Origin of the sequence: Brachybacterium fresconis (assembly GCF_017876515.1) — a bacterium.
Taxonomy (GTDB): domain Bacteria; phylum Actinomycetota; class Actinomycetes; order Actinomycetales; family Dermabacteraceae; genus Brachybacterium; species Brachybacterium fresconis.
Genome location: NZ_JAGIOC010000001.1, coordinates 2,129,213 through 2,145,432, shown reverse-complemented (window position 1 = coordinate 2,145,432; position 16,220 = coordinate 2,129,213). Strand labels below are relative to the sequence as shown.

Annotated in this window: 16 protein-coding genes; 7 read left to right on the top strand and 9 right to left on the bottom strand. The window is 68.7% G+C overall.

Going from position 1 to position 16,220, the window contains the following annotated elements; all coding sequences use genetic code 11:
- Positions 1-6 precede the first annotated feature (6 nt).
- Genes JOF44_RS09750 through JOF44_RS09730 form a run of 5 tightly spaced genes read right to left on the bottom strand, consistent with a single transcriptional unit; the run spans position 7 to position 5,440 of the window.
- Positions 7-1,152 carry an NAD(P)/FAD-dependent oxidoreductase gene (locus JOF44_RS09750; RefSeq protein WP_209890354.1) on the bottom strand — a complete coding sequence of 382 codons (1,146 nt, stop codon included), beginning with the start codon at positions 1,150-1,152 and terminating at the stop codon, positions 7-9.
- Between the two features lie 31 nt (positions 1,153-1,183).
- Entirely contained in the window at positions 1,184-2,281 is a 1,098-nt protein-coding gene (locus JOF44_RS09745) for a Gfo/Idh/MocA family protein (RefSeq protein ID WP_209890352.1), read from the bottom strand.
- 46 nt (positions 2,282-2,327) lie between these two features.
- Complete coding sequence (locus tag JOF44_RS09740; protein ID WP_342591741.1) at positions 2,328-3,239, bottom strand: carbohydrate ABC transporter permease; 912 nt, start codon at positions 3,237-3,239, stop codon at positions 2,328-2,330.
- Positions 3,236-4,120: a carbohydrate ABC transporter permease gene (locus JOF44_RS09735; protein WP_209890349.1), complete on the bottom strand. Its 885-nt coding sequence runs from the start codon at positions 4,118-4,120 to the stop codon at positions 3,236-3,238. The genes JOF44_RS09740 and JOF44_RS09735 overlap by 4 nt, the downstream gene beginning before the upstream one ends.
- A 36-nt stretch (positions 4,121-4,156) precedes the next feature.
- Positions 4,157-5,440 carry an ABC transporter substrate-binding protein gene (locus JOF44_RS09730; RefSeq protein WP_209890346.1) on the bottom strand — a complete coding sequence of 428 codons (1,284 nt, stop codon included), beginning with the start codon at positions 5,438-5,440 and terminating at the stop codon, positions 4,157-4,159.
- 230 nt (positions 5,441-5,670) lie between these two features.
- Between JOF44_RS09730 and JOF44_RS09725 the strand changes: the two genes are divergently transcribed.
- On the top strand, positions 5,671-6,735 hold the full coding sequence (locus JOF44_RS09725) for a LacI family DNA-binding transcriptional regulator (RefSeq protein WP_209890343.1): 1,065 nt from the start codon (positions 5,671-5,673) through the stop codon (positions 6,733-6,735).
- Positions 6,736-6,750: 15 nt separating this feature from the next.
- On the opposite strand, the gene JOF44_RS09720 is transcribed toward JOF44_RS09725, so the two are convergent.
- The gene (locus JOF44_RS09720) at positions 6,751-8,673 is read right to left on the bottom strand and encodes a glycosyltransferase family protein (RefSeq protein ID WP_209890341.1); all 1,923 of its coding nucleotides are present in this window, start codon (positions 8,671-8,673) and stop codon (positions 6,751-6,753) included.
- Positions 8,674-8,905: 232 nt separating this feature from the next.
- Between JOF44_RS09720 and JOF44_RS09715 the strand changes: the two genes are divergently transcribed.
- On the top strand, positions 8,906-9,673 hold the full coding sequence (locus JOF44_RS09715) for a DUF6270 domain-containing protein (protein ID WP_209890338.1): 768 nt from the start codon (positions 8,906-8,908) through the stop codon (positions 9,671-9,673).
- A gap of 28 nt (positions 9,674-9,701) precedes the next feature.
- Here JOF44_RS09715 and JOF44_RS09710 read toward each other — a convergent pair whose 3' ends face one another.
- On the bottom strand, positions 9,702-10,223 hold the full coding sequence (locus JOF44_RS09710) for a PIN domain-containing protein (protein ID WP_209890335.1): 522 nt from the start codon (positions 10,221-10,223) through the stop codon (positions 9,702-9,704).
- Between the two features lie 16 nt (positions 10,224-10,239).
- Complete coding sequence (locus JOF44_RS09705) at positions 10,240-11,340, bottom strand: helix-turn-helix domain-containing protein (protein WP_209890331.1); 1,101 nt, start codon at positions 11,338-11,340, stop codon at positions 10,240-10,242.
- A gap of 45 nt (positions 11,341-11,385) precedes the next feature.
- Between JOF44_RS09705 and JOF44_RS09700 the strand changes: the two genes are divergently transcribed.
- Complete coding sequence (locus JOF44_RS09700; RefSeq protein WP_209890328.1) at positions 11,386-11,799, top strand: DUF6270 domain-containing protein; 414 nt, start codon at positions 11,386-11,388, stop codon at positions 11,797-11,799.
- A gap of 69 nt (positions 11,800-11,868) precedes the next feature.
- On the opposite strand, the gene JOF44_RS09695 is transcribed toward JOF44_RS09700, so the two are convergent.
- Positions 11,869-12,585, bottom strand: a complete 717-nt coding sequence (locus JOF44_RS09695) for an SDR family oxidoreductase (RefSeq protein ID WP_209890325.1) — start codon at positions 12,583-12,585, stop codon at positions 11,869-11,871.
- 92 nt (positions 12,586-12,677) lie between these two features.
- Here JOF44_RS09695 and JOF44_RS09690 point away from each other — a divergent pair, with 92 nt between their 5' ends.
- The 4 genes from JOF44_RS09690 to JOF44_RS09675 all read left to right on the top strand — a co-directional run bounded on the left by JOF44_RS09690 (position 12,678) and on the right by JOF44_RS09675 (position 16,081).
- Positions 12,678-13,613, top strand: coding sequence for a LysR family transcriptional regulator (locus tag JOF44_RS09690; protein ID WP_209890322.1), 936 nt, complete (start codon positions 12,678-12,680; stop codon positions 13,611-13,613).
- A 202-nt stretch (positions 13,614-13,815) separates the two neighbouring features.
- Positions 13,816-15,384 carry a hypothetical protein gene (locus JOF44_RS09685; protein ID WP_209890320.1) on the top strand — a complete coding sequence of 523 codons (1,569 nt, stop codon included), beginning with the start codon at positions 13,816-13,818 and terminating at the stop codon, positions 15,382-15,384.
- A gap of 135 nt (positions 15,385-15,519) precedes the next feature.
- Entirely contained in the window at positions 15,520-15,948 is a 429-nt protein-coding gene (locus tag JOF44_RS09680; protein ID WP_209890317.1) for a hypothetical protein, read from the top strand.
- A gap of 4 nt (positions 15,949-15,952) precedes the next feature.
- Positions 15,953-16,081, top strand: a complete 129-nt coding sequence (locus JOF44_RS09675) for a sulfatase-like hydrolase/transferase (RefSeq protein ID WP_209890314.1) — start codon at positions 15,953-15,955, stop codon at positions 16,079-16,081.
- The last annotated feature ends 139 nt before the right edge of the window (positions 16,082-16,220 follow it).

Below are 16,220 nucleotides of genomic sequence, written 5' to 3'. Positions count from 1 at the left end.
CGGTGGTCAGGCCCCGAAGCGATCCGGGGAGAACTCCGCCAGCAGCGGATGCCGCGTGCCGGTCATGACCTCGTGGGCCACGGTCTCGCCGGCGATCAGCGCCAGGGTCGCCCCCGAATGCGTGAAGGCCACGGAGCAGCCCGGGAGATCGCCCACGGTCCCGAGCACCGGCTCCCCGTCGGCGGGGATGGGTTTGCGCCCGCTCGCCCACGTCGCCGCCGTCAGGGTGGTGTCCCTTGCGAGCAGGTGGGAGGCCTCGGCGAGCAGCTCCGTGACCACCGACTCGTCGATCGTGCAGGTGCCGTCGTCGTGCTCGAGGATCTGATCGACGTACCAGTCGTGGTCGACGCAGAAGGTGCCGCCCGGGTTGGGGCGCATCGCGGCGCGCGGCGTGTTCAGCACCGGCACCTCCACCTCGGCCGGCTCCGTGGTGACCAGCATCGCCAGCGGTGACCCGTCGGGGATGTCCACACCCGCCCCGGCCATGACGGCAGAGGTGCCCGCGCCGCAGGCGACGACCACCGCGTCGGCCCGGTGCTCGGCGCCGGAGGCATCGCGGATTCCGGCCGCCCGGCCGTCCTCCACCAGGAGCGCGCAGGTCCCCAGACCGGTCTCGACCACCCCGCCGAGCTCTCGCAGCTCGCCGGTCAGATGCTCGACGAGGTGGGGGAGGGAGACCCAGCCCTCCCCGGGATTGCGGATCGACTCCTCGGCCGCGGCCGCGGCGTTCACCCCCGGGAGCTCGCGTGCTACGCCCTCCGGGGTGAGCAGGTGGGAGTCGTAGCCGCGGGCGATCTCGGCATTGTGCCGGGCGTGGGTCGTCTCCGCCGTCTCCTCGCCGTCCCACCACAGGCCTCCGGGGAAGCGCAACCAGTCGCGCGAGGGGTCCGCGGCGAACAGGGTCCGGTAGCGGTCGATGCCGAGCACCCGCAGAGCGTGGTAGGCGGGGCTGCGATCACCGGCGGAGTTCAGCCAGGACAGGGAGCGTCCCGAGGCGCCGTCGCACAGCGCGCCGGAGGTGGCGAGAGTGACCTGCGTGCCGGACCGGGCGAGGTGGGTGGCGATCGAGGTGCCCAAGGCGCCGCCGCCGAGCACCAGGGCGGTGGACGGGGTGGTGGGGTCGGTGCGGGGGGCCAGGGTGTGGGTGGTCATGATGTCCAATCTGTTCGGAAGCGTAGGGAGTTCAGTCGTGGGTGGGGTGGGCGGTGCGGTGAGCGGCCTCGATGAGTCTCAGGACGTCGACCGCGTCCCACGGGTCCACGGGGACCGGCCCGCCGGAGTGCAGCGCCCAGGCAAGCTCGCGGTAGAAGCGGCCGTAGTCACCGATGCCGGGAGCAGTGCGGGCGGGCTCCACGCCGTGGCTCAGCTCGCCAGCTTGTTCCGGGCTCTCGCCGCCGAACCCGGGGGCATCCGGCAGTTTCCCGGCGCGCAGGGCCGCTTCCTGTGGGTCCTTCCCGAAGGTGCGCCAGGCACCCGCGGTTCCCGCGACCTGGAAGCGCGGCCCTGCGAAGGCGGCGAGGCTGGACATGCTCAGGTGGGACTCGACGCCGTCGGAGTGAGTGAGCATCAGATGCGCCACGTTCTCCGGAGCCTCCGCCCCGGCGCTCGGGGGTGCCCCGTCGGTCCGAACGGAGCGCAGGGACGCCGAGAGCCCGGTGACCGGCCCGAACAGCTGGACGGCCTGGTCGATGAGGTGCGGGCCGAGGTCGAACAGGATCCCGCCGCCCTGGCCGACCGTCGTGCTCGCCTTCCAGCTGCGCTCGCCGGAGGGTTTCCACCACTCGAAGCGGGATTCGAGAGTGTGCACATTTCCCAGAGCGCCGTTGTTGATCAGGCCGCGGAGGGTGAGGAAGTCGGCGTCGTACCGGCGGTTCTGGAAGACCGTCACGCGCCGACCAAGTGACTCGGCTTCGGCGATCAGCTCGGCGCCCTCGGCGCTGCTGGGGGCGAAGGGTTTGTCGACCACGACGTCCAGCCCTGCGCGCAACGCGAGCTGTGCGAGCTCCACATGGCTCGTGGGAGGAGTGCACACGATGGCGAGGTCGAGGTCGGACGCATGTTCGGCGACCGATCGGGGATCCTCGACCACGACCACTCCTGGATGGTCCGCTCGCGCCTGCTCGGCACGATCCGCGTTCGAGGTCGAGATCAGGGCGACGACATAGGACGGATCCACGCCGAGGAACGCCCCGTGGAAATAACGACCGGAGACGCCGTAGCCGAGGATCGCGGCGCGCAGCGGTCTCGTGTCCGTGGGTGCGGGGGTAGTGGCGGGGGTCATGGAGTGCTCCGTATCTTCGAGAGGGACGATGCGTTGTTGAGGAGGATCACTTGCCCATCCCATCGGCCAGGCCGCGGACGAAGGTGCGCTGCGCGGCGACGAACAGGGCGATCATGGGCAGGGCGGCGAAGGTCAGCCCGGCAAAAAGCACCGACCAGTTCGTCTGCAGGGCGCTCTTGAAGTCGAGCAGGCCGACCGGGAGCGTCTTCAGCTCGGGATCATTCAGCAGGACCAGGGCGAAGGGGAACTCGTTCCAGGCGAACAGCACATACACCAGCCCGGCGCTGACCAGCACGGGCCGGCACAACGGGACGACGATCCGCCAGAAGGTCTGCAGCAGTGAGGCGCCGTCGATCATGGAGGCCTCGAGGACCTCGTCCGGCAGCGTGATCATGTAGGCGCGGATCAGGAAGATCGTGAATGGCAGCCGATACGCCGTGTACACCAGCACCATCCCGAACAGAGTGTCGTGAAGATGCAGCGCGATCATCAGCTGGAACACCGGCACCAGGATCATCGTCGGCGAGATCATCAGACCACCGAGGACCAGCAGGGTGATCGGCGCGGCGAAGGGCAGACGCAACTTGGTCAGGGCGAAGGACGCTGCCGTCCCCAGACCGAGAACCAGCACCAGGGAGCCGACAGTGATGATCACTGAGTTCACGAAGTACTGGAACACGCCGCGTTCCCAGGCGGTCACGAAGCTCTCCGGGGACAGCGAGGTCGGCAACGCCCACGGACTGGAGAAGATCTCCGTGCTCGTCTTGAACGAGGAGGAGACCATCCAGAACAGCGGGTACAGCACGCCGATCGCCATCAGCGTGAGCAGGACCCAGACGGCGATTCGCACGAGACGGCCCGAGACGGAGGCGCCGCGGCCGGCCGCGCGAGGGGGCCTGCGGTGGCCCCCGTCGCGGAGCGGGGGGCGGACGGCGGACGTGGAGGCTGTGGTGCTCACAGGGTCACCCTCTTTCGACGGGTCCAGATCATCTGGACGATCCCCAGGGTCATGGTCAGTGCGAGCACCAGAGTCGACATTGTGGCCGCATAGCCCATGCGGTCGTTGACGAAGGCGTTCTGGTAGACGATCGTGCCGAGAACCTGGGTGGAGTTGTTCGGGCCGCCGCCCGTCATGACGACGACCTCGTTGAACAGAAGCAGCGCGTTGGATACGGTCACCAGCGAGAGGATCGCGACCATCTCTCGTGTCAGCGGCACGGTAACCGCGAAGAACTGACGCACGGGGCCCGCTCCATCCAGGGACGCCGCCTCGTACAGGTCGGCGGGGATGCGCTGGATGGCCACCAATAGCAGCGCCGTGATGTAGCCGGTCCACTGCCACTGACTCATCGCGATGATCGCGCCCATGGCGGTGCTGGGCTCAGCCAGCCACGCCCGTGTCAGGAAGTCCAGCCCGACGGCCTCCAGCGCGGCGTTGAGGATGCCGACGTTGGGGTCGTAGACGAAGGTGAACAGCACACCGGTGACCGTCATCGAGATCGTGGCGGGCAGGAAGTAGACGCTGCGCAGGAAGCCCTGGAGGCGTCCGGTCGCGAAGCGGTCCAGCAGGCTTGCCAGCACCAGGCCGAAACCGACCTGGACCACGACGGAAACGGCGGCGTAGGCGATGTTGTTGCGCAGCGCCGTCCCCAGGAACGGGTCCACGAGCGCCTGGCGGTAGTTCTCCCAGCCGACGAAGTTCATCTCCTGGTCGAAGATCGACCAGTTGAAGAAGCTCAGCCGGATGTTCTGCAGCAGCGGCACGTACATCAGTCCGATCACGAGGATCAGGGTCGGGGCGATCCACAGCAGGGAGCGGACTCTTGAAGTGGTCGTCATCGTCGGTGCCTCCATCCGGTGCCGAGTCCTGTGGGGTCAACGGAGTGCATCGGAGACCTCCTTCAGGTCCTGGACGATCTGCTCGGGACTGCGGGCCCCGGAGATCGCCGTCTGTCCTGCGGTGAGCCACGCTTGAGCGACCTGGGGTTTGGCCTCCATGTCCAGCCAGACGTTGAACTGCTCGATGCTGTCGAGATGCTCGAGCGCCTGGGAGAGCTGCGGCTGGACGTCGTCGACGAGCGTCTCGGCGCCGAGCACCACCGAAGGGCGGTCGCGCATCTCGAGCATCGCCGCCGCCATCTCGGGGGAGGTGATCATGCGCAGGAAGTCGATGGCGAGATCGACCTTGGTGCTGTCGGGGTTGATGGCGAAACCGTCCGGGGCACCCGTGAGGGACTCATCGTTCCCGGCCCCGTCGGGGATCGACGGGAAGGGGAAGAAATCCCAGTTCTGGGCGAGTTCGGGAGGAGCGCCGTTCTTCTCGCGGAAGGACGAGAACTGATTGGACTCGCTGTACATCATCGGCGCTTGGCTGTTGAGGAAGGCTGCCTTCGCGCTGTCGTTGCTGATGCCGTTGGCTGACGGGGTGAAGCCGCGCACGGCGAGCTCATGCAGGTTCGCGAAAGACTGGGCATAGCCCGCGTGCGAGAACGTAGCCGTGGCAGGCTCCAGGTCTCGCTCGAACTCCTCCTGGGGGACGAGCTTGGCCACCAGCGAGGTCAGGTAGTGCACGCCGGGCCACATCGCCTGATTGCCCATGGCGATCGGAGTCGTCACGCCGGCCTCGCGCAGCGCGTCACACAGGGCCAGCAGGTCCTCGAAGGTCTCGGGGACCTCAACGTCGTGCTCGGCGAACATTGCCTGGTTGTAGACCATGTACTTGCCGGACATGCTGATCGGAATCGCGTAGTTGCGGTCCTCGTAGGAGTACGCATTCACCGCTATTGAGGAGAGCGAATCGGCCCATCCGTCGGACATGACCTCGGTGAGGTCATAGGTGAGGTCCGCCTTGGCGAACTGCTCGCCGTAGCTGCCCGGCCACAGGAAGTAGACGTCCGGCAGAGTTCGCGCAGCGGTCAGCACCTGGATCCGCTGTTTATACGGATCATCCTGGATTGCGGTCATTTCGACGGTCACGCCGGGATGGCTCTCCTGGAATGTTCTGCGCACGTAGTCGAAATACTTCTTGTGCTCACCCTCGGGCCACTTGTGCAAGATGGTGAGCGTGGAGTCGTCGGCCGCGCCGGAGGCGCAGGAGGGGAGGGTGAGCGCTGCGGCGCCGGTGGCGAAGGCGGCGAGGACATCGCGTCGTGTCGCCATGAGGGGATCGGCCTTTCATCGGGGAGATCGGAAGGCTGGCGGGGCCCGGGCCACATTGCCTGGAGTTGGACCCGCGCCACGGAGAGACCGTTCGCGCACGGTCGGTGCACGGTGAGCCCCTGCTCGGAGACCGGTCTCAAACGGTCGGGATGAGACCGGTCTCTTTCTGGGTGTGTCCGGTACTGTAGGCCCAGCGACGAAGACCGTCAAGGGAAGGATCGGAACCAAAGATGCCCCCAGTGAACCGTGATGTCACCATCGGCGATGTCGCCTCCCAGGCCGGGGTCTCACGGGCACAGACCGCACGGGCGCTGGGCGGGTACGGCTCGGTCTCCGAGGCGGTGCACTCCCGGGTGCTGGCGGCCGCGGAGCAGCTGGGTTACCGCGCCAATAGTCTGGCCCGGAGCGTCTCCACCGGGCGCTCGCAATCCGTTGGCGTGGTCGTCGGAGACATCGAGAATCCCTTCTTCGCGCTCAGCGTCCGCGGAATCTCCGACACCCTGCGGAAGGCTGGCTACGACGTCGTCCTGATGAACACGGGCGAGTCCCCTGACCTGGAGGTCGACGCCGTGAGGGCGCTGGATGGCAAGCGGGTTGACGGCTTCCTCATCGCCCCCGCGCTCGCACCGAGCTACCCGCACCTGCAGGCACTGGTCGTCTCCGGACGCCCCCTGGTGCTGTTCGACCGTGAAGCGCCCGGCCTGGTCGCCCCGTCGGTGGTGGTCGACGTCGAGGTCGCAGCCCGCGAGCTCATCGACGACGTGGTGGAGGCCGGGCACCACCGGATCGGCTTCGTCTCGACCCTCTCCAGTCCCGCCGCGAGCTGGAACGAGGATCCCCAGATCGCTCACACCCCGGTGGGGCGCCGCCTTCGCGCTGTCGCCGATGCTTTGCGGGCGTATGACCTCGACCTGCATGCGAAGGACGTGCGCGTCGGAGCCCGCGGTGCGGACGACATCCGGCGTCACGTCCGCGAGCTCGTCTCGGGAGAGGACCCGGTGACCACTCTGCTCGCCTCGGACGCGGTCATTGCCGTCTCCGCGCTCGAGGAGCTGCGATCCCTCGACGTCGCCGTGCCCGGTGACGTGTCCGTTGCCGTGTTCGACGATCCGCCCTGGGCGGGGCTGGTCTCGCCGCCTCTGACGGTCGTCTCTCAGCCCGTGCTCGAGACCGGGACCGCCGCGGCTCGACTGCTGCTCGGCGTGATGGCGGGGCGCTCACGGGCGGAGGTGCCCGCGCTGTCCGCGCACCTCGTGCGTCGCGGCTCCATCGGTCCGGCACGCGCGATGCAGTGATCTCGGAGAGCGGCCTCAGATCATCACGTGCTGCTCGTTCAGCCCGAACCAGGCCACGTCCCCGGTCGCCAGGATCTCCCGGTCGCTCGCGGACCAGGCGTGCCCGCCCGTCTCGCCGCGACGCATCTGGGTGAAGTTGAAGCGGTCGGCGGAGTAGATCCGCCCGCCGGCCTCGGCGACGGCGTCGAGGAAGCCGGTGTCCTCCCCGCGGGAGACGTCGGCGAAGGGGTGCGCGGTGAACACCTCGCGGCCGGCCGTGATCGTCGGCCCCATCACGCGGTCGGTGAAGCGGTGCTCCATCCACGGGAAGCGCAGCAGGGTCGCGTCCGGCCCGGCGACGTGCATGTAGTGAGCGTGCTTGCCCACCACGTCGGCCGCGGCGAACTCGCGCGCCCGCAGCAGGTCGTGCAGATAGAAAGCGCCGTAGAGGTCGTCGTCGTCCATTTTCGACAGCACCTGCCCGTCGGCACGGTCGACCGCGGCGTTCAGGCAGGTCCCGAGGCTCCAGGTGCCGGGCGCCTCGAGCACCACCACGTTCTCCACGCCGAGCTCGCGGGCCCGCTCGGCCGTTGCGGTGGGGGAGGTGAAGCCGTGGGTGATCAGCAGCAGCTGGCGCTCCACGCCGGACTGACGGGCCACCTGGGAGACCAGGTGATCGAGCTGTTCGGGGCGGTTGGTCGCGGCCATGATGCTGACGCTGGGCAGGCCCGCCCCGCCGGGCAGACCCGCCGTCCCGGCCCGCTCACCGAGCCCGACGGCATCCAGGACCTGGCGGGCGCGGTGGGTGTAGGTGTGCTCGTGCCAGATGCGGCGCTGCGCGAGGTGGACGGTGCGGTCGCGCAGCTCGGGGGAGCGGGTCAGCGCGCGCACCACGTGGGCGGCGTCCTCCCGCTCGGCGACCACCGGCACCTCCTCCTCTGTGAAGAACTCCCCGACGGCGGGGGAGGGGGCCGTGACCACGGGGGTGCCCGACGCGGTGATCTCGAAGATGCGCCGCGCGCACATCGACGGGCTGGTGACCACGGAGTTCACGTTGAGGAACACCTTGTACGCCTTGTACGCCGTGAGCATCCGGTCGTAGCTCAGCGAGCCGACGACGCGATCGGCCAGGGCGCCGGGGAACTGGTATCGCTCGTCGTCGCCGAGGAAGCGGGAGAAGATCTCCAGGCCCGTGTCCATCCGCCCGGAGGCATCGAGAGCTCCGCCCAGCAGCATGTCCATCTGCTCGCGGCGCTCCGGGAACTTGTGCGCGAAGTACATCCCGGCGAAGGCCACGTCCCGCGCCTGGTGTCCGTGCTTCGGGCGGATCGGGTTGTGCACCGCGGACTGCGCCGCGAACGGCAGCACCGCCACCCGCTCATGCCCCAGCTCCTCGCGGTAGCGGGGCAGGAGCGTCACGTCCGTGGTGAAGACCTGGTCGAACAGCTTCGCCGTGTCCAGGAAGTCCTCGAAGTGCGGCGGATCCTCCTTGTTCCAGAACACCGTGGGGATCCCCTGCTCGCGGCAGTGGGCCACCAGCTCGCGCAGCGGCTGCGTCGGAGCCTTGGAACCGGTCAGCTGGTACTGCCAGGCGTCGGAGTTGCCGTGCCAGGCCGACTCCACCAGCAGCAGATCCACGGGGCTCTCGGCGAGCTGCTCGCGCCACCGGTGCGGGGTGACCGCGACCGTCTCGAACTCGTAGCTCCAGGCCAGCATCGAGAAATCATCGAGGATCACCGCCACCCGCAGACCTTCCAGGTGCGGGGCTCGCTCGCGCAGCCTCGCGGGCGGGAAGGAGATATGCCCCTCGGCGTCCTTGCTGCCCAGGCCGTCGCCGACCCCGTAGGTGACGGTGCGGCGGCGACGTCGCCAGGTGCGCAGCTGGGCAGGCCCGCCCTTGCGCAGGTGCCACAGACCGGTGCGGAGGGTCTGCAGGCGGGACGAGGACTGCGCGGGCATGGGCACCTCTCGGTCGGGGGAGCGTGGCAGGAGAACCAGCCGACGGACGCCTCATGATCCCACGGTGACGTGCCCCGCCCTGTGCCGTCCGTCGGGGAGATCTCGGAGCTCCGGCGCTGTCGGGAGCGCCACAGCCCGCGGCGAACACCAGGGACGATGGCCCGGTGGTGGGTATTCTGTCGCCCAGCCCGATCCGCTCGAGCTTTCGAACCACCCTGCGACGAGGAGCACCGTGACTGATCAGCCTGCCGAGAAGACGCCCACCCGCGTCGTCATCTATGGCAGCTGCGTCGCCCGGGACAGCGTCGACCTGGCCGGCGGCGACCGCTTCGACGTCGTCGCCTACATCGCCCGCCAGTCCCTGCTGTCCCCGGACCACGACGCCTCCGCACGGTTCCCCGCGGAGACGTCGATCGACTCCGACTTCCAGCACCGCATGATGACCGGAGACTTCGCCGGCAACCTCATCGAGCGCCTCACCGAGGTCGCGGACCGCACCGACATCCTGCTGTGGGACCTCGTCGACGAGCGCCACGGCGTGCACGTCTTCGAGGACGGCGGCGTGGTCACCCGCAGCATCGACCTGGTGCGCGTTCCCGAAGTGCTCTCCGCCGTCGACGATGCCCGCCACATCGAGTTCGGCACCGATGAGCACTTCGAGCTCTGGGCACCCCGGGCCGAGCAGCTGCGCGAGACCCTCGTGAGCCTGGGCCTGTTCGAGAAGACCCTGGTGCTGCAGGTGCCGTGGGCGCTGGTCACCGTCGACGGTCGCCACACCCCGCGCAGCATGGGCACCTCCGCGGCGGAGGCCAACGAGGCCTACCTGCGCTACTACGAGCACCTGCGCACGCTCGGGTTCCCGATCCTGGAGCTGCAGCCGCTGGGCGTGCTGGCCGATCCCGAGCATCGCTGGGGCCTGGCGCCGTTCCACTACACGCAGGACGTGTACGAGGAGGTCGTCCAGCGGGTGCTGGCGGGGCGCGACGGCGACCGGGGCTGATCAGCAGCGAGCGGTCATCGCAGACCGGTCACGGCAGGAGCCCGTTCTCGTAGGCCCATTGCATGAAACTCGTGCCGGACGCGATCGGGAGCTTCATCCCTGTTGCCAGGAGATCGTCGATGACGGTGGCGGCGCGGTCGCGGTCACGATCGAAGAGCAGAGCGTAGGCGTGCACGACGATCCACATGCTGTCGTGGGTGCTCACGTCGCGGAGTCCCGCTTGTTCGATGGCCTTCCGCTCGTCCAGGATCGCGATACCGCCACGCCCGAACGCGCACGCGATCACCGCGCACTCCCCGAGGTGCTCGGTCGGAGATCCGCCCATGTCGGCCTTCACTCCGAGCATCGTGAGCTGCTCGTCGTCGTCACAGACGACAAGTTCTGCCCAATCGACTTTCCTGACCGGAGGGATCTCGGGATGCAGGGCGCGGCCCTGCTCGATCTCGACGTTCACCTCTGAGGGAATCAGGATGATGCCATCGGGCGCCAATTCGTTCAGGACGTGGCTATGTCCTGCTCTCCAGAAATGCGTGAAGGTGCTGGTGTCCATCACCCACCGGGCGGGCTCAGTCGCCATGGCCCGCGAGGGACTCGCGCAGATCATCCCTGGTGCGCGGCCGCGGCTCGGGGAGCTCGTCCGCAGTGACCGTTCCACGCAGGATGCGTAGTGTCCTGTCCAGGGTGAGGCGCTCGTCGACGAACGCTTCCACGGCGGCCGCCCGCCAGTTCGGTGGCAGGTACGGAGGCTCCAGCTCGTCGACGATCTGCAGTCGCAGACGAACGTAGTCACCATGTTTCGGAACCGCCCGGCCCAGGGAATCACGCTGCGGACCATCGATGAGGCCGATGGTCATCAACTGATTGAGAGTTGCGGACCAGCTCAGGCGAAATTCCGCTGCGAGCCGCAGTGCTCGGTCACGGATGTCCCAGGAGCCATGCCTGTTCCACTCGATGATGGCTGCATTTCGGGGCATCAGGAAGTGAATGGCGAAGGAGAAGATCATGCGCTCATCCCAGGCGGCACCGCTGTCGTACGCGTCTCCGAACACCCAGTGCCCGATCTCGTGCGCCAGCGTCATGCGCCGTCGTCCGGTCGGGGCGTCGCCACTGATCACGGCGACCCCCAGTTCGGGGGAGGAGGAGTCGACGATCGTGAAGGCTCCGTCGCCCACGCCTTCATCGCTGACGTAGCAAGACAGCCCTAGCGATTCGGCCACGGAGCCGAGATCGTGGACGGGCCCGTCCTCGAGCCCCAGCGCCTCGCGGACGGCGCGCGCCGCCTGCTCGGCTTCCTCATGCGATTGCGGAGCCCGCAGCTCGGGGCGTCCGGTCGGGGTCTCGAGCAGGCTCATGCGTTGCAGGGTCACAGCATCCTGCGACATCAATTGCAGGGCGACGTCCATCGACCAGCTGGAGCCGCCATCGGCTCCAGAATCCCGTCGGCGGCTCGCGACGGTCTGCGGCTCATCGCCGACGAGATGGGCGAGGGGGACGTCGAGAGCTTCACAGAGGCGCATCAGCTCAGCGACGTCCAGCTTGCGCTCGCCGCTCTCGAGTCGACTGATCGCCGATCGATCGACGCCCAGCATGCCGGCCAGCTCTGTCTGGGTGTGCCCTGAGGCTTCGCGCGCCCTGACGATCCGTCGGCCCAAGGTCTGCTTGTCCATCGTGTGATTTTCGCACACCGCGTCGGGTTCGTCGAGCCACGGCAGGTGCGCGCGGATCTGCTGAGCAGTGTCGTCGAGGGCGCTCGCCACATCGAGTTCGGCACCGATGAGCACTTCGAGCTCTGGGCACCCCGGGCCGAGCAGCTGCGCGAGACCCTCGTGAGCCTGGGCCTGTTCGAGAAGACCCTGGTGCTGCAGGTGCCCTGGGCACTGGTCACCGTCGACGGCCGCCACACCCCGCGCAGCATGGGCACCTCCGCGGCGGAGGCCAACGAGGCATACCTGCGCTACTACGAGCACCTGCGCACGCTCGGGTTCCCGATCCTGGAGCTGCAGCCGCTGGGCGTGCTGGCCGATCCAGAGCATCGCTGGGGCCTGGCGCCGTTCCACTACACGCAGGACGTGTACGAGGAGGTCGTTCAGCGGGTGCTGGCGGGGCGCGACGGCGACCGGGGCTGATCAGCAGCGAGCGGTCATCGCAGACCGGTCACGGCAGGAGCCCGCTCTCGTAGGCCCGCTGCATGGGTGTCACCACGGGATAGGGCCGTCCTCGTTGAAGAACCCGCCCCGCGGACCGTCGTCGGGCAGGAGGGCCAGCCGGAGCGCGATCGCGGCACCCTGCCCCGGGCCGCGAGGGGCGGCATGGCCGGTGAAGTCGGTGGCGACGTAGCCGGGGCAGGCGGAGTTCACGATGACCGGCGTCTCCTCGAAGCGGCGCGCGTACTGGACCGTGAGCGCATTGAGCATCGTCTTCGAGGAAGCGTAGGCCGCCATCAGCGGGCCGGTGTGCAGCTGGAGCGATCCCATGTCGCTGGACATGTTCACGATCCGGGGCGCGGCGGACCTCTCCAGCAGCGGCAGCACGGCATTGGTGACCCGCACCGCGCCGTACACGTTCGTCTCCAGCACGGTGCGCAGCACCTCGAGGTCGAGGGTCGACGGATCCTGCGCCCCGCCCTCCACCCGGCCCGCGATCCCGGCGTTGTTGACCAGGACGTCGAGCCGCCCCACCTCTGCCTCGAGCGCGGCCGTCGCGGCGATGACGCTCTGATCGGAGGTGACGTCGAGCGCGACCCCGAAGGCGTCGGTCCCCTCCTTCCGCAGCTGCTGCACCGCGGTCTCCCCTCGTGCGGCATCGCGCGCACCGACCGCGACCCGGAAGCCTTCCGCGCCGAGCCCGCGTGCGATGGCGAAGCCGATTCCCTTGTTGGCGCCGGTGACCAGCGCGATCTTGTTCTCTGTCATGAGATCGATGCTCCGCCCCGAGGGTGCGGCCTGTCCAAGACCGATCCGGTGCCTGTCGATACCTCGCGGATATCAGAGCGTAGGGTCGCGCTGTGGAGACTCTCGAGACGCGGGAGCTGCGGTACTTCACGGCGGTCGCCGAGGAGCTGCACTTCGGGCGCGCGGCAGAACGACTGGGCATCGCCCAGCCGCCGCTGTCGCGGGCGATCCAGCAGCTGGAGCGACGCCTCGGCGTGCGATTGTTCGACCGGGATCGCAGCGGAGTGGCGCTCACCGAGGCGGGGAGGGTGCTGCAGGAGGAGGCCGGCCTCGCGCTCACCGCGGTCGAGGCGGCGGTGCGGCGCACCCGGCACGCCGCGACCCCCTCCCGGCCGCTGCGGCTCGCGACGAAGGCCGGAGCCTCCCACGAGCTGCTGCGGATGCTGCTCGAGGCGACCGCCGGCGCCCCGGGCGCCCCGGCGATCGAGGTGGTGCTGTGCGAGGTGGGCGAGCAGGCGGGCCTGCTCCGCACCGGTGCGGCCGACGCAGCGGTGATGCACCGCCCGGTCGACGACCTCGCCGGCTTCGAGACACAGGAGATCCTGACCGAAGGACAGGTGATGATCGTGCCGGCCGGCCATCCCCTGGCCTCCCGCGACCAGGTGACGCTCGCCGAGGTCGCGCACCTCCCCGACCTGCCGATGGCACGCTGGCCGCAGCTGGACGGCACCTACCCCGACGGGCCGGGTCCGGAGGTGCGCACCCAGTCCCAGCTCGCGCAGCTGGTGGCGCTGGGCCTGACACTGCTGGTCATCCCCGCCTCCAGCCGAGCCTGGCAATGGCCGCAGCATGCCGCGATCCCCGTCACCGACGCGACGGCGATCACGACCGTCCTGGCCTGGCCGCCGCACGTGCGCTCCCCAGCCGTCGAGGCGCTGCGTGAGGCCGCTGCAGCGCTCCCGCTGGACGAGCTCGACGCCCAGCCTGCCCCGGCGGCTCAGACGCGCAGCGCCGTGGCCTCGACCAGCACGTCCGGCGCGAAGAGGTAGTCGACGCCGATGAGGCTCGCCGGTTGTGTGTCGGCTTCGCATCGATTCTGACAACGTGCTGCGATCTGCTCCGAATGTCGGCCGCAGCCGCTAGCTTTCTGATGGTGGCCCGGATGGGCTGTCGTCCTTGTGCTTTCGGAGACGGAGTCTCCATCGGGTGCTCGATGCCGATGACGGCTCGAGATGAGCGAGAAGAGTGTTCATGCAGTCCTCTGTTGAGATGTCGGGCGGCGACGTGGCCGTGTCCTCCGAACCGGCGATGAGCCTGGTAGAGGTCGAGGAAGGGCTGGCGGTCCTCTTCGCCGATGAGATTCCGGAGGACCTCGACGTGGTCCCCTTCGGGATCATGAATGCGCAGACCGGCAAGGCGCTCGCCGACAAGGTCGCCCTCGCTGCAGGACTCGGGAACGTCGCCGCTCAAGGCGCGCAGGGGGCAGTTGCCGCGCAAGGACTCGTGAAGCTCGCGCCGCAGACGCTGGAAGCACTCAAGGCGGCCAAGCCGATGATGTCGGAGGGCTGGAATCTCGGCGCGCTCGTCGGGGAGAACGGCAAGATCTCGGCCCAGATCCGATGGGCACCCGCGGCAGGAGCACAGAGCGCGCAGGTGCTCTCCAGCCTCGGCCCTGCTGGGGCGCTGCTCGCCCTGCAGGTGCAGCTCGCTTCGATCTCGCGACGCGTGGACGAGAACATCGAGCTCACGCGCGACGTCCTGCAGGCGATCCATCAGGACCAGTGGGCGACGCTGCTCGGCCTGTACGAGACCACCATGCGTGCCGTGCGGGAGGCGAAGGCCACCGGCGTCGTCAACGATCACATCTTCACGCCCCTTGCGACGAGGGACGCGGACCTGCGCAAGCAGAAGAGGCTCTTCTCCTCCTTCGTCCGCGAACATGTCGCCGCCCTCGACACCGACGCCCAGAACCGTCGGGCATACATCGAGAAGAGCATCGAGCGCATCTTCGCCGACGTGCACGGCATGCTCATGGCCGAGGGGTCCTGGTACCGCGCACAGGTCCTTCGCGCCGCGCACATCAGCCGGGACGAAGCCAACGCCGCCGAGAACGAGAACCTGCTGACCGAGCTCGTCACCTCGTCCAAGCGTGAGCACGAACAGGCGATGGACGAGATCGAACGGCTGCTTGCGACGCTCGAGCGTCACTGCAACCTGATGGTCGAGCTGCCCGGTGAGTTCAGCCTGCCGTTCTCGTCCAAGCGTCGGAGCGTGCAGGACACGGCCGCGATGGCCGGGGCCCTGGCGGAACGCGTCGCGGAGCTGCGCGAACGGCACTGCTCGAAGCCCGCGGAGCTGGATCCGACCCTCCGCGTCTTCCACAAGAGCGCTCCGGAGAACCTCCTGCGGATCCTGCGATGGGCGGTCCCCGGCGACGAGCCGCTGCTGGCGCTCGCCGACGTGAACCTCGACCGCTTCGTCGGCGACAACGCCTACCTCGGCGTGACGCCCACCCGCTTCTTCGTCTCCCGGCAGAGTTCGGTGCGCAAGCAGGGGCTGATCGACGACGAGTTCCTCCTCGATGACATCCGCTACGTGCGATTCGTCGAGCGCGGCAAGAGCGGTCCTGCTCTGGACATCATCACGGCGGAGGAGAACCTGCGGCTCACCTTCGACGATTGGGCCAGGACGGGACCGGAGCTGGAATCTGCGCGACGCCTGAGCGATGTGCTGGCCACTGCGATGAACCTGCCCGACAGCGAGAAGCGCACCGACCCCTTGCTCAGCGAGCGCGCGACGCGGGAGCTGGAGGGCGCGTAAGGACGTCTGGGCAGATCACCAGCGATATGGGCGAGCCCACGGGCCGTGCTCGTGCTCGCTGATCCGCATGACTCCCACAGCCCGTCAATCCGCCCACTCCCTGTACGCTCGGCTCACCGATTCCAAGGGGGAAATGTGCCAGCGAAGAAGGACATCGCCGTTCGCGCGGCCAAGTGGGTCGGCCCGCTGGCGGCTGAGGCGGCCGCGCGGCTGTGGAAGAACCCCGAGGCGCGAAAGACCGCGCGGGAACAGGCGTCTCACCTGGTCAGGCGTCGGGGCGGCAGCACCGATGATCTGATCGAGACCATCGGCATCCTGCGCGACGAGGTCACCTACCTGGAGGAGTCCGCGGACGACGAGGAGGAGGCCGAGCGGGCACGAGGCTGGAGGATTCAGGTGGACCGATGCGAGCACGCCGCCCAGCTCCTGAAGGCCCCCGGCTCGACCAGGGCGGAGCGGTCGGCGCTGACGACGAAGGTCAGGTCGCTGCGCTCGGAGATCTTCAGCGCGTACCTCCTCGAACTGGACGAGGACGCGCAGGCCGACGACTCGCGGGAGCCATGACGGCGTGACCCGGCACCGACCCCCGAACGTCGTGATCCTCTACGCCGACGACCTCGGCTGGGGCGACCTGGGGTGCTTCGGCGCCGAGGATGTGCTCACCCCGCAGATGGATTCGTTGGGCCACAGGGCGTGACGACGCCACGGAAGCCGATCCCGCGCACCTGTCTCGTCATACGCGGACCCGCTTCCTCGTCGCGATCCAGTCGTCATGACCGGTCTTCGATGTCCGTCTTTCTCCCTGGGGACGGCAAATGCGTACTGGAAATGGTACG